Source organism: Lentzea albidocapillata (assembly GCF_000719115.1).
GTDB lineage: Bacteria > Actinomycetota > Actinomycetes > Mycobacteriales > Pseudonocardiaceae > Lentzea > Lentzea albidocapillata.
On record NZ_JOEA01000002.1, the window covers coordinates 88,730 to 107,427 of the forward strand.

Annotated in this window: 14 protein-coding genes; 7 read left to right on the forward strand and 7 right to left on the reverse strand. The window is 67.8% G+C overall.

All coding sequences use genetic code 11. The features are described from left to right. Positions 1-86: 86 nt before the first annotated feature. From IG04_RS0102500 to IG04_RS47590, 3 genes are all read right to left on the reverse strand, one after another. The gene (locus IG04_RS0102500; RefSeq protein ID WP_211257649.1) at positions 87-1,190 is read right to left on the reverse strand and encodes an alpha/beta hydrolase; all 1,104 of its coding nucleotides are present in this window, start codon (positions 1,188-1,190) and stop codon (positions 87-89) included. A gap of 67 nt (positions 1,191-1,257) precedes the next feature. Then, the gene (locus IG04_RS0102505; protein WP_211257650.1) at positions 1,258-1,881 is read right to left on the reverse strand and encodes an MFS transporter; all 624 of its coding nucleotides are present in this window, start codon (positions 1,879-1,881) and stop codon (positions 1,258-1,260) included. Positions 1,882-1,892: 11 nt separating this feature from the next. Next, positions 1,893-3,071 carry a trypsin-like serine protease gene (locus tag IG04_RS47590; RefSeq protein WP_084400766.1) on the reverse strand — a complete coding sequence of 393 codons (1,179 nt, stop codon included), beginning with the start codon at positions 3,069-3,071 and terminating at the stop codon, positions 1,893-1,895. A 202-nt stretch (positions 3,072-3,273) separates the two neighbouring features. Between IG04_RS47590 and IG04_RS0102515 the strand changes: the two genes are divergently transcribed. The 4 genes from IG04_RS0102515 (at position 3,274) to IG04_RS0102530 (ending at position 9,932) form a co-directional block, all read left to right on the forward strand. After that, positions 3,274-4,149: a hypothetical protein gene (locus IG04_RS0102515; RefSeq protein WP_144065115.1), complete on the forward strand. Its 876-nt coding sequence runs from the start codon at positions 3,274-3,276 to the stop codon at positions 4,147-4,149. A 239-nt stretch (positions 4,150-4,388) separates the two neighbouring features. After that, positions 4,389-5,291 (forward strand): S1 family peptidase, encoded by a 903-nt coding sequence (locus IG04_RS0102520; protein ID WP_030474858.1) that lies wholly within the window; start codon positions 4,389-4,391, stop codon positions 5,289-5,291. A gap of 837 nt (positions 5,292-6,128) precedes the next feature. Continuing rightward, positions 6,129-7,331, forward strand: coding sequence for an HNH endonuclease (locus IG04_RS43675; protein ID WP_144065116.1), 1,203 nt, complete (start codon positions 6,129-6,131; stop codon positions 7,329-7,331). A gap of 363 nt (positions 7,332-7,694) precedes the next feature. Beyond that, on the forward strand, positions 7,695-9,932 hold the full coding sequence (locus tag IG04_RS0102530; RefSeq protein ID WP_245815836.1) for a DEAD/DEAH box helicase family protein: 2,238 nt from the start codon (positions 7,695-7,697) through the stop codon (positions 9,930-9,932). A 14-nt stretch (positions 9,933-9,946) separates the two neighbouring features. Here the strand turns inward: IG04_RS0102530 and IG04_RS0102535 are convergent, their stop codons facing one another. From IG04_RS0102535 to IG04_RS43680, 3 genes are all read right to left on the reverse strand, one after another. Then, positions 9,947-11,227, reverse strand: coding sequence for a DUF6357 family protein (locus IG04_RS0102535; protein ID WP_030474861.1), 1,281 nt, complete (start codon positions 11,225-11,227; stop codon positions 9,947-9,949). Between the two features lie 49 nt (positions 11,228-11,276). Beyond that, positions 11,277-11,870, reverse strand: coding sequence for a hypothetical protein (locus tag IG04_RS0102540; protein ID WP_084400768.1), 594 nt, complete (start codon positions 11,868-11,870; stop codon positions 11,277-11,279). A 309-nt stretch (positions 11,871-12,179) separates the two neighbouring features. Further along, complete coding sequence (locus IG04_RS43680) at positions 12,180-13,049, reverse strand: peptidase inhibitor family I36 protein (RefSeq protein ID WP_245815837.1); 870 nt, start codon at positions 13,047-13,049, stop codon at positions 12,180-12,182. A gap of 197 nt (positions 13,050-13,246) precedes the next feature. On the opposite strand from IG04_RS43680, the gene IG04_RS0102550 reads away from it, so the two are divergent. Then, positions 13,247-16,156, forward strand: coding sequence for an AfsR/SARP family transcriptional regulator (locus tag IG04_RS0102550; protein ID WP_030474864.1), 2,910 nt, complete (start codon positions 13,247-13,249; stop codon positions 16,154-16,156). On the opposite strand, the gene IG04_RS0102555 is transcribed toward IG04_RS0102550, so the two are convergent. Next, positions 16,149-17,123, reverse strand: a complete 975-nt coding sequence (locus IG04_RS0102555) for a hypothetical protein (protein WP_030474865.1) — start codon at positions 17,121-17,123, stop codon at positions 16,149-16,151. The two genes, IG04_RS0102550 and IG04_RS0102555, sit on opposite strands and share 8 nt — an antisense overlap. Before the next feature lie 201 nt (positions 17,124-17,324). Between IG04_RS0102555 and IG04_RS0102560 the strand changes: the two genes are divergently transcribed. Continuing rightward, positions 17,325-17,822, forward strand: coding sequence for an SRPBCC family protein (locus IG04_RS0102560; RefSeq protein ID WP_036013435.1), 498 nt, complete (start codon positions 17,325-17,327; stop codon positions 17,820-17,822). Continuing rightward, on the forward strand, positions 17,819-18,667 hold the full coding sequence (locus tag IG04_RS0102565) for a helix-turn-helix domain-containing protein (protein ID WP_036013438.1): 849 nt from the start codon (positions 17,819-17,821) through the stop codon (positions 18,665-18,667). Before IG04_RS0102560 ends, IG04_RS0102565 begins: the two co-directional genes overlap by 4 nt. Positions 18,668-18,698 lie beyond the last annotated feature (31 nt).

Below are 18,698 nucleotides of genomic sequence, written 5' to 3' on the forward strand. Positions count from 1 at the left end.
CCGGTGAGTGTCTCCACCTCGTCGGCAGAGCGGCGAGGTGGCCGTCGCGACAGTTCCCGAGAGGACCACTTCCGCTGTGGGGGCGGTCAGGCGAGGTTCGTGGTGAAGAACTCGTCGAGCCTGTCGAAGGGAATGAGGTCCTTGCGGTCGTACAGGTCGACGTGGTCCGTGCCCGGGACGATCACGAGATCGACGGCGCCGGGGACCTTCGCCTGGACGTCCTCGGAGTAGTAGCGGGAGTGCGCGTCGGCACCGGCCACCAGAAGGGCCTTGCGGGGCGCCAACATGTCGATGTTGGTCATCAGCGGGAAGGCGAAGAACGACATCGGCGTGGTAGCGGTCCACGCGGTGGTGGAGTTGATCGAGCGCGGGTGGTAGCCACGCTCGGTGCGGTAGTAGTCGAAGAAGATCCTCGTGATCGGGTCGGCGTCCGGCGGGAGGGTCTTGGGCAGGACGAGGTTCGTGGGGGCGACGTTGCCGTTCTCGTCGAAGGGGACCTCGTGGGAGAGCCGCGCGTATGTGCCGTTCTCGGCGTCGATCCAGCGCTGCCGGCTGAGGTGGTCCACGACCTTCTGGCGCTGCTCACGCGTGTAGAAGTCCTGGTGGCCGCAGGACATGCTGCGCGACATGTCGTACATCGAGGTCGTGGCGACCGCCTTGATACGGCTGTCCGCGGCCGCCGCGGTGAGCGCCATACCGCTCAAGCCGCAGATTGCCTGCACGCCGATCCGCTCGCGGTCGACGATCTTCTGCAGGCCGAGGAAGTCGACGGCGGCGCTGTAGTCCTCGGTGTAGATGTCGGGCGAGGCCACGTCGCGCACCGTGCCGCCGCTCTCCCCCAGTGCAGGCGGGGTCGAAGGCGAGGCGACGTAGCCGCGGCGGGCGAACTCGTTGGAGTAGAGGCCTGAGGACTGTTCCTTGACCGCGCCGAACGGTCCGCTGACCACCAGGGCTGGCAGCTTGCCCGTGGCGTTCTTCGGCACGTAGAGGTCGCCGGCGACCTGGATGCCGTAGCGGTTCCTGAACCGCACCGAGGTCCGCTTGACGTTCTTGTCCAGCGCGAAGGTGTAGCCGCCCTTGCCCTGTCCTGTCGCGTCTTCGGCGAGGCTGGACCCCGCACCGAGAGAGGGCAGAGCCGTGAAGGAGGCGGCGGTCGCAGCGAACAGCCCGAGCACTTTGCGGCGTTCCATGAAATGAACCTCAGATTCGATTGGTGGAAAAGAACGCGACGGTCAGTGGTGTCGCAGCGGTGGCTGCTCAGGCGAGCGCGCCATTGATGCGGGGGACGTCTTCGCGGGTCGGGGCGAGGATGAGCAGGCCCACCATGGACAGCGCGACGCACGTGATCATCAGCAAGGCCATCGGCACCGCGGTGTGCTCGCCGCCGAGCCCGGCGATCGGGGCGATGACGCCGGCGGCGATCCACTGGACGAAGCCGAGAACCGCCGAGCCGGTGCCGGGGTGCTCGGGGACCTCCGCGGAGGCGAGTGCGCCACCGTTGGGGCCGATGAGGCCCTGCGCGGTCATGAGCACGGCGAAGCAGACAATCGCAAGCAGCAGTGGGGTGTCCCACCACAGCGCACCGGCGAGCATCGCCACGCCGGCGAGCCGGGCGGCGATCAGCGCGGCGGCCGTCATGCCGGCGGCGTTGGCGGCGAAGTCGGCCGAGTACACGACCGGGGACATTCCGTTCATCGATTGCAGCACGAACGCCGACGTCGCCACGTAGGCGAACACGGCACCCATCGCTGCCCCACTGACCAGCACGTAACCGATGTAGCGGCGCTGCCGCAGCACCTGCCGTCCGCTGGTCACGAACGCCCGCAGGCCGCCGCCGTGCCGCCGCTCGACCGGCAGTGTCTCCGGTACAGCCGCCAGCACGGCGAGGATCATTAGGCGTAGGCCTCGAACTCGTAGACGCGGGCGACGTTCGCACCCGACTGCGCACCCGTGATCACGGTGAGGCGGACGTGCCGTGCAGTGTTGTTGATCGCGTGCTCGGTCGTACCGCTGGTGTTGCCGCGGACCGCCGCCACCGTCGTCCAGGTGGTGCCGTCGGCCGACACCGCCAGGTCGAAGTCCCTGGTGTCGAAGGTCGCTGACTCACCGCCCGCGCTCGCGTGCTTGACGACCAGTTTCTTCAGCGCGTGGCCGGAGCCGAGGTCCACCTGCAGCGACTTCGTCCCGGCGACCGAACACCACTTGTCGCTGTTGCCACCGGAAACGCTGCCGTTCACGGCCTTCGCGACGCCTTCGTTCGCGTTGCAGGCAGCTGAGCCTGTGGCGGGTTTGTTCAGTGCGAGGTTGTTGCCCACAGGCGGAGCGTCAGGGCCGGCGACGCTGTTGATCCACGTGTTCACGCTGCCCTGGGGCTCGGCGTAGTAGAAGCGCGCCGTGCCGCAGACAGCCGGGCCACCGGACGTGTCACCGCCGAGCCGCCAGTTGCCAGGCGTTCCCACCAGCAGCGGTCCGCCCGAGTCGCCGTAGCAGGCGCTCTTGCCGTCCTTGTTGTCCAGGCAGATCGTCCACTGATCGGTGCCACACGCGCTGTCGGACAGCACAGGGACATCGACCTGCCTGAGGTTGGTCGGCGCGCCACCGCAGCCGCCGCCGGGATTGCACGTCGTGGCACCCCAGCCGAGCAGCCGCACCGTCGAGCCCGGTGCGACGACCGGTGCGATGGAGATCGGCTGCTGGCTGACCGGAGCGGTCAGCTCGACGAGCGAGGTGTCCGCGTTGCCGTGGTTCACCCAGCGCCTGACCTTGGCCACCGTGCCGCCGGAGTTGCGGTTGTTGCTGCCGATCCTGATCTGCACACCGCTTGGGACCTCGCCGGCCATGCAGTGCTCGGCCGTCAGCACCCAGGTGGGCCGGATCAGAGCGCCACCGCAGAAGTGGCCGCCGGAGTTGCCCTGCATCGAGGCCATGAAGCTGTAGTTCTCGGTGGCGTCCACACCGCCGATGATGTTCGGCGTCAGCGGGTCGGGCTGTGCCGTCGCCGACGTGACCGCCGATCCCGCCAGGATCAGGACGGCGACCGCCACCGGCAGACCCTTGACCATTCCTCGCATGGGGGAACCTCACGTTCGTTGGGGTCGAAGGAGAATTCCCTGAATCGTCCACCGGCCGAAATCGCCGGATCTAAGTCCGAAACTTCGGCGCTGCGAATGGGCTAACCGGACGCGCCGCTTCTGAATACGATGCGCCCCCCACCCGTGATGGTCTGGACCTCTCGTGGCGCCCCGTCGTAGGGTGAACCCGGCGAGGAGCGCGATGACCGGACCATTTCATCTCGTGTTGCGCACGGCGATCCGCGAGCGCGGGCTTCCACTCGACCGGCTGCGGTCGCGGCTGGCCGAGCGCGGGATCCAGATCGGACTGGCCAGTCTCAGCGACTGGCAGCACGGCCGGGCGTGGCCACGACGCCCGAACTCGTTGCGCGCCATCGCTGTGCTGGAAGAGATCCTCGGCCTGCCTCGCCACGCGCTGACGGGTCTCCTCGCCACTCATCACCTGACGCCGTTCCGGCCACAGCAGGGCGTGGACGAGTACCACGGACCGATGGGCGAACTGCTCGACGCGCTCCCCGGTGCACGGGACTGGAACCTGGAGGTGATCACCTCCGAGCACGCGGCACACGTGGACGCACATCGCAGCCCGTCACGCATCACCGTGCGCAGCCTTGCCCGCGCCCGCCGAGACGAGGTCGACAGAGCTGTGGTGCGTTACTTCGGCGCACCGGGCTGTGCGATCGATCGTGTCCGTGTCGTACCGGTGCGCAACTGTGCGGTCGGGCGACTGCTGCGCCACCCGGAAGGACGGGTGCTGGCCGCTGAACTGCTTTTCGGGCAACGACTTCAGGCCGACGAGACGTGGGTGTGGGAGTACGAGCTGCACGACACCACCACCTCCGAGGCCGAGACCGACTTCGCGCACGCGTTCCGCCGGCCAGAAGGCACCTGTCTGATGGAGGTGCGGTTCCATCCGGACGCGCTGCCTTCACGGGTGCACAGCTACTTCCGCGCCGACCTCTACGTCGACCAGCACCGGCTGAACGAATTGCTGCTCAACGCCCACCACGCAGTGCACGTGGCGACAAGCGGCATGAATTCCGGTGTGATCGGCATCAACTGGGAGTGGCCGGACTGATCATGACAGGGTGTCAGGTATCCACGCCGCTCGTATCATCTGACGCCGGCTTCGACCACGTGACAACCTTTAGTGGGCCGTCCGTCCACAAAGCACCTAATAACACTAATAGTTGTCAGAGCGTGTCATCGCGTTCGCGACGTACACTCCGCCGTGGTCGCGCTCTCACAGCGGCTGTTCAACACGAAGTTCCTTGGCATGCCGGAGCGGCATGTTACCTGTACCAAGGAGAAACCGTGATGACCTCTACTCTCCGAATCCTTCTGGCCGCGGTGGCCTTGCTGCTCGGCGCCGTGATCACACCGACGACGGCGCTGGCATCGGACGCCGCCCACGCCACACCCAGGTTCGTCACCCGCAGCGCGGCGGTCCTGCAAGCCGCGACCGACATGCTGAGGCGCGAGGCGACCATCCCCGGCACTTCCTGGTCGACCGACCCGGTGACCAACCGGGTTCGGGTGTCCGCGGACAGCACCGTGACCGGCACGAAGCTGGCTCAACTGCAAGCCGTGCTGGCAAAACTGGGTGACACCGCCCGGCTCGAACGGCTGCCCGGCACGCTGCGCACGACGATCACTGGCGGCGACGCCATCTACGGTGGCCCGTACCGGTGCTCGCTCGGATTCAACGTCAACCGCCCCGGCACCAGCGAGGCCTACTTCCTGACCGCGGGCCACTGCGCGAACGCGGCCGTCACCTGGTCCGCGGCGGGCGGGCAGGTCATCGGCACGCGCGCGGGCAGCAGCTTCCCCGGCAACGACTACGCACTCATCCGCTACACCAGTTCGATCGCCCGGCCCGGCGCGGTGAACCTGTACAACGGTACCCAGCGCGACATCTCCGGTGCCGGCAACGCCTACGTCGGCCAGACCGTCGGCCGCAGCGGCAGCACCACGGGGTTCCGCACCGGCAAGGTCACAGCCCTGAACGTGACGGTGAACTACAGCGACGGCACCACGGTCACCGGGATGATCGCCACCACCGTGTGCGCCGAGGGCGGTGACAGTGGCGGTGCGCTGTTCGCCGGCAACACCGCGCTTGGGCTCACCTCGGGCGGCAGCGGTAACTGCACGAGCGGCGGGCAGACGTTCTTCCAGCCCATCGTCGAAGCACTGAACGCTTACGGCGTTCGGATCTACTGATCGATCCGTTGCAGCGGCGTGGCGGTCGTCATCGAGCCGGGATGACGACCGCCTCGTGCTGGAGCAGATCGCTGGTGATCACCTTCTGCACCACGCCTGAGTCGCTCCGGCAGGTCCGAACCCGCGAGGAGAACCTTTGCCCGCGGCGGTGCAGTGCAATGGCAGGGCCCCGCGGAACTGGGTCACCAGGCCTGCAGACCGGCGACCATGCACGCGCTCGACCACGGGGGCAACGTTTCCGCACCGCACCGTCAGGTGCACTGGGCGCCTGCAACCCGGCGTTCCGTTCCTGGCGCTGCAGGAGCTGAAGCTGGCACGCCAATGGACCGCGCCCACAGCCATCGGACGCGCGCTGCTTACCGTGGGCGTCGCGACAGGAGGCGCGGCCGCCGTTCCCGGCTGATGGAGGCGGATTCGGTCCTCCTCGGGTCTTCGGCTCGGTTGCTGCGGGCGGGTGTGCTGCTGGAGCTCGGTGCCACGCGGTGGAAGCAGGGTCAACGCGATCCCGCGCGGCAAGACCTCGCCGCAGCGAAGGCGATCGCCGAGCACTGTGGCGCCGCCTCAGTGCTCAGGAGACTCGCAGACCTCCCGACGGAGGCCGTGAGCCGGTCCGACGCACTGCCGCAGGTGCCGCGTTCGAGCGGTCTTCCCCTGACACCGCACGAGTACCGCGTTGCCGGCCTCGTCGTCGCGGGCAACTCCAACGACGAGATCGCGCACAAGCTTCGCACCGGACACTCGAGCTCCTTGACCAGCAGCCGTGGCAGAGGCCTCGGCCAAGCTCGGCCAGCGCATGCTTGCGGTAACTCGGTCGCAGCGGGCGGCGATGATGGAGGCATGCGCGCAACAGACGACGCCGGTGCCGTGCTCAACGCGGAGTTCGAGATCGAGCCGGACGGCGACCACCTCGCGTTGGTCATGAAGAGTGCAGGCGGAAAGGTCAACGGAAGTCCGCACGGCCGCAACCACCAGTACAACCTCGCCCTGGAACTGCTGCTCCACCGCCTTCGCGAGCGCGGCGCAGTACTGGAAAGCGGAGTCGTGGACTCCACCCCGGTCAAGCATCTGCCCGAGCCGCAACGCACGATCGTCGAGTCGCCGGTCGTGCTGGTGACGACGCCTGGCATCGAGGCGCTGCGCAAGAAGCTGGGCCGCGCACAGGGAAAGATCGGCAAGAACCCGGACGGCAACGCCACCAAGCAGATCCGGCTCAGGCTGCGAGTGCCTGGATACGCCGCCGACGACGCCGACCGTCTGGCTGCGGAGCTGGCAAAACCATCGAACCGTGGCAAGGCACCGGACGCGTTGGCTTTGCTGCGCTCGCTCATCGGAGATCCCATTGAGACGGTGACCGGCAGCGTGAACACCATCGTCGAGGTGAACCAGAAGCAGGTACGAGTGACCACCGAACGGTCGCCGCAGGGACAATGGGTCGATGTTCGCGATGTCGAGGCCGGCCTGGAGAAGCTGCACGCGCAAGGGTCGGTACCCGTGAGCGTCGGCGAGCTCGGACACCGTTCGTCGTTCGTCGGAGCTGTGCTGGCAACCATTCCCGGCACAGTCGTCTCCCTCCGACCAGCCATCGTCACGTTGCACGAACCGAAGTTCCCGCTGCGTATCCGGAAGTTCACCGTGCTCGACGGCAGTGCGCAGGTCACGACCCGCAAGGAGCAGAGGGAACTGCGCAGGTTGTTGCTCGGCGGCCGAACCGACGCACCTTGCGACTTGTGCGGACACGAGTACCCAGGGGACTTCCTTGTTGCGGCCCACATCAAGAAGCGGTCGTTGTGCACCGACGACGAGCGCAACGACCTGACCAACGTGGCGATGCTGGCCTGCAGGTTCGGTTGCGACAGCCTGTTCGAATCCGGCCACATCACGGTGGACGACACCGGTCGCGTTCTCTCCTGGTTCGAGGACGGGCTCCGCGGCCGACTGCGCGATCACCTCAACCAGCTGCACGGACGTACCTGTGGAGCACACCGCAGCAGCTCGCAGCCCTACTTCACATGGCACCGCGCCAATGTCTATCGCGGATAGCGACAGAATCCCGCCCTTGGAGGTAGCTCCGTCGAGGGGGACCGCCGTTCAGAGTCGTTGTCGGGGTCGCAACGCCTTGTCCTCAAGCCTCAATGATGAGTGGTACTCAGGTATTTCTCGGCACTTACAGCCGGTATGCGAACTAAACCTGCCAGGTCATCGGGTAGCGCCGAACTCTTGGCGAGTTCACTGCCCGCTGACCACTACCCACGTGGAATAGAACTGATCAGACGGAGCGCAACAAGTATTCCTGCTGGTCGCGCGCTCATTACCTGGCCGCATTGCACCTGCCGCGCGTAGTGCGCTGTGCCCCTTGTTCATGAAACCGGCATTTTTGCCGCCGATTGTCGATAACGTGACCAGGTGACTGCTGACAGCCATAACGACGATGCCGCGTCCAGACCCAGCCGTGCGGGCGCGGCCTGGTCAGAGCAGGACACCGCAGTTCTGTTGGACGGGATCCGGTGCGGTATGACGCTGAACGCGCTGGCGCGAACGTTGCAGCGCACGACCAGCGCCCTGCAGGCGCGCTGTCAGGTGCTTTTGCCCCCGGAACTGCGGCCTGCTTTGCGGGCCCATGCCGAAGCGGTGTTGCGGAAACATCTGGCGACCGATCCGGCTTTCGACCTGCCCACGGGGAGTCCGAGCCGTACGTCGAGCCGGCCTGGGAAGGACGGCCGCAAACCTGCGGCGATGCCTGTGCGACTGAGCAGCGAACAGCGGCGGATGATCGACGCGGTGCAGGCCGGGCGGGATGTCATCGTCGACGCAACAGTGGGATCAGGCAAGACCACGGCGATTCAGGCGTTGTGCACCGAGGTGGGCCGGAACCGGAGAGTGCTGTACCTGACCTACAGCAGACTGTTGAAAGCGGACGCACAACGCCGGGTGAAGCACGCAAAAGTGCAGAACTACCACGGCATCGTGTATCCCTCGCTGGTCGAGGCGGGCATCAGATGCGGTATCGGCGAGTCGATCCGACGGTTCAATATGGCGTTCACCGAACTCTCGGCAGATTTCCCCAGGTTCGACCTGCTCGTGGTCGACGAGTACCAGGACATCAACGAGGAATACGCGCAGCTTTTGCGCAACATCAAGTCGCTGAACCCGTTGATGCAGACCGTACTGGTCGGCGACCTTGCCCAGAAAGTGCAGTCGAACACGACTCTGGACGTCCAGCGGTTCACCAGGGAGATCACCCGGCAGGCCGAACTGATGCCGTTCACGCAGTCCTTCCGGGTCGGCCAGGAACTCGGAGCACTGCTCAGCGAGGCGTGGAACAAGCCGGTCGTCGGCGTCAACCAAGCCCAGACGATTCGGTACGTCTCCTACAACGAGGCGCTCGAATTCATGGCAGCGAAAAGTCCAGGCGACCTGCTCTGCCTGGGTAGACGCAACGGGCAGATGGCCGAAGCGTTGAATCACCTTGAACGCAGCCACGGTGAGGTCTTCAACAAGAAGACCGTCTACGCCTCCATCCGGGACAGCGACACCTCGGTGACCTACAGCGACGACACCGCGGTGTTCACGACGTTCGACTCCAGCAAAGGTCTGGAACGATCGGCGAGCGTGGTGTTCGACTACGACGAGACCACCTGGGACATGCGCTGCAGATTCCCCGGCGTTGACACGACCGTCCTGCGCAACGTCTTCCTGGTCGCAGCCTCACGAGGAAAGAACGAAGTCGTCTTCGTGCGATCAGACCAGTCGCATCGGCAACCCAGGAGCATCGGCTTCATCGCCGTGAAGCGGTTCGCCAAGCTGCAGAATGATGAACTGCCGACGTATGAGAAACCGTTGCTGGCATCGGACTGCTTCGACTTCACTTATGCGGAGAATCTCCAGGCGTGTGTCGACCTGCTGGACCGGCGACGCCTCGACGACGGTGCGGGCGAGGAGATCAACATCGACCGCGTCGACGGGCTGATCGACCTCTCCCCCGTGGTGGGGCACTACCAGGAGGCGGTGTTCTTCGACAGCTACAACCCTGCACTCGAGGTGCTGCTGAACCCCAAACCGATCGCGAAGCAACTGCGCGCCAAGCTGAACGAGGACCCCTGGCACAACTCGCTGGTGCTGACCGCTGTCGACACAGACCAGATGCGCTACGCAGAACAAGTCACCCGGAGTGTGAGTGGTGATGTTCGTGACGCGCTGACGAGGCGGCTGGCGACACAGCTTCCCCGCGACTGCGCGGCGCAGGTACCGATGAACCTGTCAGGAATGGCTATCGCATCGTCAGCGGCGACGCCGATCACGTTCATGGGTGTCGCGGACGCCGTGCACGACGGCCAGGTCTTCGAGCTCAAGTTCGTCTCCGAACTCGATCACGCCATGTTCCTCCAACTAGCGCTCTACCTCGTGATGAGCGGGCACCGGACGGGGGTGCTGTGGAACACGCGCACCGATGAGCGCTGGGCAGTGCAGGTGCCTGACCGCGAGAGGTTCATGGACGCCGTCATCGTGTGCGTGACCAAACAGCGCTACAGGGCCTTCCAGCCAGCAACAACACCACAACAGCAACAGACCGGCCGGCTCCGCAGGATCCCCGACGGCCTGCTCGGTCGTCCGCGTCGGGACGGACGGCCGTGGGCAAGGTAGCGAACGACCACCGTTCACGACCAGTTGCCGAGCTCCACGTCGACGCGGGGGTCGGTGCGGACCCACACCTCACCGGTGGCCGCTCCCCGCGGGGTGTCGACGCGCTCGAGTCCGAGGGTCCGGACCAGCTCCAGGAGGTCGTCCCGGGCCGGCCCCGCCTCTTCGAGCGTGCGGCTGTCGAAGAGGACGTAGTGCACGTCCCAGCGGTCGTTGTAGCCGGAGTCGGCCCAGATCTTGCAGAAGCTGGTCAGCGCCTCGCGGTCGAGCGGCGCGGCCTGCTCCCCGTCCGGTGCGGGGGTCGCGGCGAAACCCTTCGCGATGTCCTCCGGGCTCCACCACTCCCCTGCCTCCGCGACCACCGCGGGGGTGAAGTCGCGCACCGCAAGGAAGCGCTCGAGCAGCCGGCCGACCCCGGTGGACTCGATGCCCAGCCCGTCCCCCTGCAGGCGTGTCGCCAGGCCGTCCGCCATCGCGCACGGGCCGGAGAAGGTGAAGATCCCGGTGGCCGCCACGAGGGTGCCGCCGTCGGGATGCGGAACGTTGAGCGTCGTGCCCGTTGCCGGCACGTCCCTCACCAGGGCGAGCAGGTCGGCCGGTACGCCGTCGTACAGCGCCGCGTGCGCTCGGGTGTCCTTTGTGGAACCAAGAGCGCTGGAGCGGTCGAACGTGAGCACCAGGCCACGACCGTTGGCCGCGAACCAGGCGTTGACGGTGCCGTCGGCGGCGTAGCCGTAGTGGGTGACGCCGGAGACCGTGACGGGCTCGCGTCCGTCGATGCGGGTCAGGACCTCCAGGCGGCGGCGCAGTTCGCGCGGGTGGGTCTGCCGCAGGACGGACCGGTCGAACTCGGATCGAAGCTCTTCGCCGCGCTCGTCACGACCTCGTTCCCGCTCCGCACCGCCTCGGGGAGCACCGTGCGCAGCTCGTTGCTCGAGATGAGCCGACCGGGCCTGCAGGAAGCTCTCGACGTCCGGCAGCCAGGGACCGTGGAGGTCGAGTGCGGCGAACCCGCCGCGGGCGAACTCGGCCGCCAGGGTCCGATGGAGGCCGCTGTTCGTGACGATCCGGTACTCGGTGTGCGAGTCCTGCCACCCCTTGACCCGGCAGATGGCCCCGATGTCCACCATGAACAACAGCGCCTCTTCGCCGACCTCGTCCTCCATGGCGAACGACGTGTTGTCCGCACGGCGGTGCTGGGCAACGAACTCCAGGAAGGCGTCCGCAGCGGACTGGATCCCGCCCGGGAGCCACTCCTGCTCGTTGTCCTTGTCGTCGCTGAAGGTCAGCGGTCTCATCACCCATCCTCACTGTCGGACTGCGGATTCTTCGCGGACGTCGCCCCGGTCATGGTGTCCAGCCGCGGGCGACCTGGCCCAGCACGCCGACCATTTCGAGCGCCACGACCTCCAGCTGGCTGCGGCTGCCGATGATCGGCCGAGGATAGGGAATGCCGGGATCGGGGTCGGGCTCGCCGCGCGACCGCAGCACGTTCCGCGCGATCGCGTGCAGCATCTCCGGCTCACCCTGCCGCTCGCCGCCCGCGAGCACGACCAGGCTGCACTCCTGGGAGTTGATCCCCCGCCCGAGCCGGACCGCCAGGCTGCACACGACCTGCTGCGCGGCGACCTCCACGGTGAACGATCTGTGGCGCGGCCCTGGAAACCGGGATCCTCGCGTCACTTCGGCCCCGGCCGACCGGTAGGCGTCCATGAACTCGTTCGTGGAGAGCGGGGCGAACGCGCCGCTGGCGGTCAACAGCGAGTCGGCCTCGTAGGTGCCCACCGCCTCTGCGGCCCAGTCACGTCCGGCATCGCACCAGCGGTACCACCTGGCCGCGAAGTCCGTGCGCGCCAGGGCCCGAGCCATCGACGAGAGCTCGGGGGCCTCGTGAAGTTCGGTCGTACCGGTGTGCGCCATCCGGTTTCTGAAGACCTGCACGACCAGGATGCTATTTGTGGCGGGATCGGTGTTCATACGCGGCCAACCGCCTCGCAGCCTCCAGGTCGGAGGCAACCGGGCAACCGCGAGGCGTTCTCGAACTCCTCCTGGACCAGGCGCACGAGGCACGTGCGCTCGCGTGCCTGAAACAGTCCCTGGTGTACCGGGTCGGCGTGAGAACTTGAGGTCCAACCACGACCTCGACAACTGCCATTGGGTAGGCGGCGAAGCTACCGCAGCTTCGCCGCCTACCCGGTCAGGTCACGCGGCCCCGCAGACGAACGAGGCCGGGTCAGCGTGCCGTGTCGATCAGTCGCCGTGGGGGTTCTGAATCGACACGTGGACGTGGTCGTAGTGACCGCCGGTCACACCGGACCCGCCGGTGTAGGTGCGCCAGCCCTCGGACGCGCGGGCGACGCTCCAGATCTTGCCCTGCCAGATCACGTACCGGACGTCGAGCCTGCTCGCGTACTTCTGCAGCCAGTACGCCAGCTTCCAGCCCTGCGCCTTCTGCGCCGCGGACGGGTAGGAGCCGATCGCGTTCGAGATCGTACAGTCGAGCGCGTTGCCGGTGTTGTGGTTGCTCGTCGAGGGCTGGTAGCTGCGGTAGGCGCCCACCCAGCAGTGCTTCTCACCGGTCAGCCGGGCGATCTGGTCGTCGACGAACTGCGTGCGGGCCGTCGCATTGGGCGCCCGGCTGGTCGCCGACGGGTGCGGGTTGTTCGGCGGTGCCGCGTAGGTGGCGCCGCCACCGCCGCTGCCCCCGTTGTCGTTCAGCCGGTGGGCGGCGTTCTCGTTCTTGAGGGTCGCGTTCAGGTTGACCTTGCCGCCGGACGCGATCGTCTGCTTGGCACCGGCGTATCCACTGTTGTAGTACACCGTGACCGGACCGCTGGTGCGGTTCCAGGCGGCAGCGGCCTCGTTCTTCACGCACAGGCCCTTGCCGTTGCCCGCGCTCTTGAAGTCGTAGCAGCTCGGCTGGTTGTCGCCGTAGTCGGAAACCGACGTGGCGAAGTCGGACAGCGAGCCCTGGTGGTTGCTGTTGTAGTACAGGCAGAACTCGCCTGCCTCGCAAACCCCGTTGCGGGCCGTCGCCGCGGACGCTGTGGCCGCGCCGAAGGACACGCTGATCAGCGCACCCATCAACGCCGCGACGGTGAACCTTTCGAACACCCTCACGAGATCTCCTGTTCCTCGGTCGGACCTGCGCGTTCGGGCAGGCAAGGTCGACTTTGACGACCGCCCGGCCCAGATCCTGCCCAGATTCCATCTCGCATAGAATTTTTCGCCGCCAAAATTCAGGCAGATAGTTACAACTGCCCGGGAATTGCCCCGTTTCGCCCACACGTCGTAGTCGGCCCGGCACACTGGCAAACGTGGAATTCCGCATCCTGGGACCTCTGGAGGTCCGCGACCGAGGTGCGGCCGTCGCGCTGGGGGGCTCGCGACAACGGGCGGTGCTGGCGGCACTGCTGCTCCGGGCCAACCAGACGGCGAGCGTGGGCTACCTCGCCGAAGCCGTGTGGGAGACACCGCCCGCCACCCCGGCGTCCAACCTGCGCACGTACGTCGCGGGGCTGCGGCAACGCCTCGGCACGGCGCGGCTGTCCACCAGGCCGGGCGGCTACGCGCTGGCTGTGCAGGCGGGTGAGCTGGACCTGCTGGAGTTCGACAGGCTGAGCACCATCGGCGATCAAGCCCTGCGGAACGGGGCGTTCACCGCTGCGGCGGAGTCCTACGATCAGGCCCTGCGGTTGTGGCGCGGCACCGCGCTGGAGGGCCACGCGGCCGGCCCTCTGCTGTGCGCGGAGCTGGCCCGGCTGGAAGAACAACGGCTCGCGGTCGTGGAGCGGTACGTCGAGGTCCGGCTGCGACTGGGCCACCACGCCGATCTTGTCGGTGACCTGCGCAAACTGGTCGCCGAACAGCCGCTGCGCGAGGAGTTGTGGGCGCAGCTCATGCTCGCCCTGTACCGCTGCGGCAGACGAGCCGACGCATTGAACGCCTACCAGCAGGTCTATAGCGTGTTGGACACCGAACTCGGCGTCCAGCCCGGCCAGTCCCTGCGTGAACTGCACAGCAGGCTGCTCTCCGACGACCTGGCTCCGCAGCGCGTTCCGACCGACCAGCGCCCGCGGCAGCTCCCACCGGAGGCCGATCACTACACCGGCCGGGACGCGGCGCTGAACGAGCTGTTCTCGTTGGCGACGAGGGAGTCCGCGGTGCTGCCGATCGTGACGGTGACCGGCTGCCCCGGCGTCGGGAAGACGGCGTTCGCAATCCACGCCGGCCACCGGCTGGCCGAGTCGTTCCCGCACGGCCAGCTGTTCGCCGACCTGCGTGGAGCCGATCCCCGGCCGCACTCACCGGACGACGTGCTGGCCCGGTTCCTGCGCGAACTGGGGGTGCCCGGCGTCGACGTTCCCGGCCCCGGCGAGGAGCGGGCGAGCATGTTCCGCGACAGGCTGGCGGGCAGGCGGGTGCTGGTCGTTCTCGACAACGCCGCGTCGGAGGACCAGGTCAGGCCGTTGCTACCAGGTCACGCGGGCTGTTGCGTCCTGATCACCAGCAGGAGCAGGCTGACCGGCCTCGACACGTCCAAGCGGATCCGGTTGGACGCGCTGGACCCGGCCGACTCGGTGCGCCTGCTCGGCAAGCTGGTGGGCGACGACGTGGCCGGGCGCAAGACGGCGAAGCGCATCACCGCGCTGTGCGGCGGGCTGCCGCTGGCGTTGCGCATCGTCGGCATGAAGCTCCGCTCGTTGCCCCATCTGACAGCGGACGCGGTGGCGCTGCGACTGGCGGACGAACGGCATCGGCTCGACGAGCTCGTCGGCGGCGACCGCGAGGTGCGGGCCAGTTTCCTGCTGAGCTACGCCAGTCTGGACGAAGCAGAGCAACACGCGTTCCGGCTGCTGGCACTGCTGCCCGGCCCGAGTTTCCCGGCCTGGGCGGCCGCCGCGGCGCTGGAGAAGGACCTGTTCTCCACCGAGCGTCTCCTGGACCGGTTGGTGGAAGCCAACCTGCTGGAGTGCGCGACTGGCGCCGCAGGCCGTCTTCGGTACCACTTCCACGACCTGCTGCACCTGTTCGCCGAGGAGAAGGCCCAACAGGACAGTCCGGCGCCGGAACGTGAACAGTCGCAGCGACGCGTCCTGAACGCATACCTGCACATCGTGCGGCAGGCCGACATCCGGCTCGAGTTCGGCGGCCTGACGGAGTTCGAGCCCCCCGCACTGGACCTCGGCGCACCAGGCCTGGTCGGTGACCTGGTGGCAGACGCTCTGGCCTGGCTGGACGAGGAACACACCTGCCTGCTCGAGGTGATCGACCGCGCCGTCCACATCGGACTGGACGAACTGACCTGCCAGTTCGTCGCGTCGATGTGCGCCTATCTCGAACTGCGTTCCCAATGGGACGCCCTGGTACACGTGGTGGAACCCGGCCTGGCCGCCGCCCGCCGCCTGGGCAGCGCCTACTGGACCGCGTACGCGCTGTTCGCCCGGGGCCTCACGGCCAGGGAGCAACGCGACTTCGCGTTGTCCGAGAAGCTCTTCCGCGAATGCCTCGATGTCCTGCCCGCCGCGGGCGACGCCCTCCTGGAAGTGGTGACCAAGCTGTCCGTCGGCGTCGGTCACCGGCTGCAAGGCAGGCTCCAGGCTGCTGCGACGTGCTTCGCCGAGTGCCTTGACCGCCTGGCCACCCTCGACAACCCGCAGTGGCTTGCCTACACCCTGCGCGAACTGGGCGTCCTGCACCAGTACCAGGAGAACTGGCACGAAGCGGAACTATGCCTGCGCCAGGCGGCCGACGAGTTCGGCCGCCTCGGCGACCGGCGGTGGCGGGCCGCATCGTTGCTCGAACTGGGCATTGTGCGACTCGAACGCGGCGACCGGTCGGACGCGCTGGAGATGCTGACCACGAGCCAGCAGGCGTTCCTCGACCTCGGCGACCGACGCCGCGAGGCGGCGTCCTGGCGCAACCTCGCCTTTCTGCACCTCGACAGCGGTGACCTGAACCAGGCCTACGCCTGCGCGGTGCAGAGCCGAGAACTGTTCGCGCTGACCCTGGACGAGCACGGCATGGCGTGTACCGAGGTGTGTCTCGGCGACATCCACCTGGAAATGGGCGAACGCGGCCAGGCGCAGGCGCTGATCCGACGTGGCCTGGCGATGTTCGAGACGCTCGGCGACCCACGCTGGCTGTCAAGGGCCCGACGCAGCCTCGAACACGCCACAGCTACATCCACAGCGGAAAGTACTGAAACGGTGGTGACTGCTAGATGACCACGACGGTGAACGCGTGCACGCACCACGCTCCCTCGTAGTTGCTCACCCAGAGGTTCCCGGAATGCCCGTCGACGACCTGCCCCTTCGCGGTGCCTCGCAGGTACATGATGACGGACCTGGGATCTGACGACCGGCCGTCCATCGTCGGGTTGAGCTCCAGTTCCGGCTTGTGGCCGACCAGTTCCTCGATGTCCCGCGGCTTCTTGATGGCGTCGGAGCAGAGCTGAGCACCCGCCTTCGCGGCGTCGCCCGCGTTGACGGCGTCGAGGAAGGTCCGCATGGCGGCCAGCGCCTGGGGATCGACCGGCTTCCCACCGGCGCTGAGAGTGCCGGGATCGGCCGAGGCCTTGGTCGGCCGGGGTGCCGACTCGACGGTGGCCACGCCGCCGGCGACGGGAGCGATGCCCTGCCAGCACCATTCGCGGCCGTTCGGGGTGAACGTCACCTCGAACTCCTGCGCTCGCTCGGCGCGGGTGATCCTGACGGTCGCCACGGCCCGGTCGGCGGAGGTCTTCGGATCGCCCACCGGCTCGGCGCTGTTCACCGAGGAGACGCCGCTGATGACCCGGTGCACGGCGGGCTGCGTGTCCGGGCAGGTGTAGCGCAGCAGTGCGCTGGCCTTCCTGGCGTTCAAGGCGGTGACCAGCGCCGACTGGAACTCCTCAGCGCTCGGACCCGGCTCGGCGGACGTCGTGGGCGGCGCGGTCGTAGTGGTTTCGGCGGGGCTGTTCCCGGCCAGGAAGAAGCCGGGCGTGACGAATCCGGTGAACCCGGCACCGGCCAGCATCAGCACGGCGGTCGTGGCGGCCACCACGTTCGCGGCCGTGTTCTTCTTCCTGGGTGGCGGCGCACCGAAGCCGCCACCCTGCGGGCCGGACGGGTCGTAGTGCCCGTGAAGCGGGCCGGGCTGCGCGGGCTCGCCGGAGGGGCTCTGTCCACCGAACGGGTGTTGTGGGTACGTCATGCGGCCTCCGCGGTCCTGGTCGTCACGGCCTTCGATGGGCGGTCGGCGGCTTTCGTTCCGTTGGGTCGCACAATTCAGGTTGGGTGTGGGTTTCGCCGGAAACGATCCCGACCGCAGGACAGAAGGCAGCACGGCGAGACCTCGAAGGTATGTACTGACAGGTGTCTGCCTCGGGCGAGCACGGCCCGTGATGCTCATGGCATGACGAAAAAGAGCGTTCCGATCACTGTCTTCGCCCGTACGACGTCCGGCCCCGCCCACACCTACCGGGTCATCGCTCCGATCGACCTCCCCGATGTGTTCAAGCCGTGGGGACCGTTCCCCGGCGTCGCGGAGGTGCGCGCCCAGACCGGCACCTGGGACCGGCCGGGGGCCTCGCGCCAGACCTGGTTCACCGACGGCTCCAAGGCCGACGAGCGGCTCACCGAGGTCGCGGACGGGCACGGGTTCGCCTACGAGCTCAGCGGCTTCACCAACGTGCTGGCCAGGCTGGTCTCCGGGGTGCGTGGCGAGTGGTCGTTCCTCCCCGACGGCACCGGCGCGTCGATCCGGTGGACCTATGACTTCCAGCCGCTGCCTGGCCGCCGCTGGATCGTCGCCGGGCCGTTCAAGCCGCTCTGGACCCGCTACATGCGCGCCGCACTCGCTCGGATGGTGGCCGTGGTGCACGACACGTCCGGTGCGATCATGGAGGAGTGAGTGACCTGAGCTTCGGTGCCCTGGTGCGCGGCTGGCGCGACCGCCTCGACCCGGCTGATGCCGGCTACGCCCGGTCGGCTCGCCGGCGCGCCCCCGGCCTGCGCCGCGAGGAGCTCGCCGAGCTCGCCGGTCTTTCCCACGAGTACGTGCTGCGGCTGGAGCAGGGCCGGGCCACCAACCCGTCCGCCCAGGTGGTCTCGGCCCTGGCCCGCGCGCTGCGGCTCTCCTCTGCCGAACGCGACCAGCTCTTCCGTGCTGCGGGCCTGCTCGCGCCCCGCGACCAGACCGTCGGCACCCACGTGCCGCCGAGCATCCGCCGCCTCGTCGACCGCCTCGGCGATCTCCCGATCGGTGTGTTCGCCGCTGATTGGAGCCTGCTGTGGTGGAACGACATGTGGACGGCTCTGCACGGCGATCCGTCCGGCCTGCCGCCCGCCGAACGCAACCTCGCCCATGCCCTCTTCGGCACGGGCGAGGGCCGCTGGTACCTGCGCCCGGTCACCTCGGCAGCCGGACCGTACGCTTTCGAGACCGCGATCGTCGCGGACCTGCGTGAAGCAGTCTCCCGCTACCCGTCCGACCCGGAACTGGCGGCGCTCGTGGACGGCTTGCGGGCGGCCTCACCCCTCTTCGGTGAGCTGTGGTCGGTGGCGGGCATGGGGCAGCTCGCCGGCGATCTCAAGACGATCAGCCATCCCGAGCTGGGTGACGTCACTCTGGACTGCGACGTGCTGACCGTGCCCGGCGTCGACCTGCGCATCGTCACCTACACGGCAGCCCCGGGAACCAGCGGCTCCGAACAGCTCGACCTCCTGCGTGCGTCCCGGCTCAGCGAGGCTCGCTGACGACCGAGATCGTCCCGGCGGTCACGCCACA

Coding starts and splice junctions, on each gene's coding strand:
- IG04_RS0102500 (WP_211257649.1), bottom strand. CDS start 1,190: ATGGAACGCCGCAAAGTGCTCGGGCTGTTCGCTGCGACCGCCGCCTCC.
- IG04_RS47590 (WP_084400766.1), bottom strand. CDS start 3,071: ATGCGAGGAATGGTCAAGGGTCTGCCGGTGGCGGTCGCCGTCCTGATC.
- IG04_RS0102515 (WP_144065115.1), top strand. CDS start 3,274: ATGACCGGACCATTTCATCTCGTGTTGCGCACGGCGATCCGCGAGCGC.
- IG04_RS0102520 (WP_030474858.1), top strand. CDS start 4,389: ATGACCTCTACTCTCCGAATCCTTCTGGCCGCGGTGGCCTTGCTGCTC.
- IG04_RS43675 (WP_144065116.1), top strand. CDS start 6,129: ATGCGCGCAACAGACGACGCCGGTGCCGTGCTCAACGCGGAGTTCGAG.
- IG04_RS0102535 (WP_030474861.1), bottom strand. CDS start 11,227: ATGAGACCGCTGACCTTCAGCGACGACAAGGACAACGAGCAGGAGTGG.
- IG04_RS0102555 (WP_030474865.1), bottom strand. CDS start 17,123: ATGACGTACCCACAACACCCGTTCGGTGGACAGAGCCCCTCCGGCGAG.
- IG04_RS0102560 (WP_036013435.1), top strand. CDS start 17,325: ATGACGAAAAAGAGCGTTCCGATCACTGTCTTCGCCCGTACGACGTCC.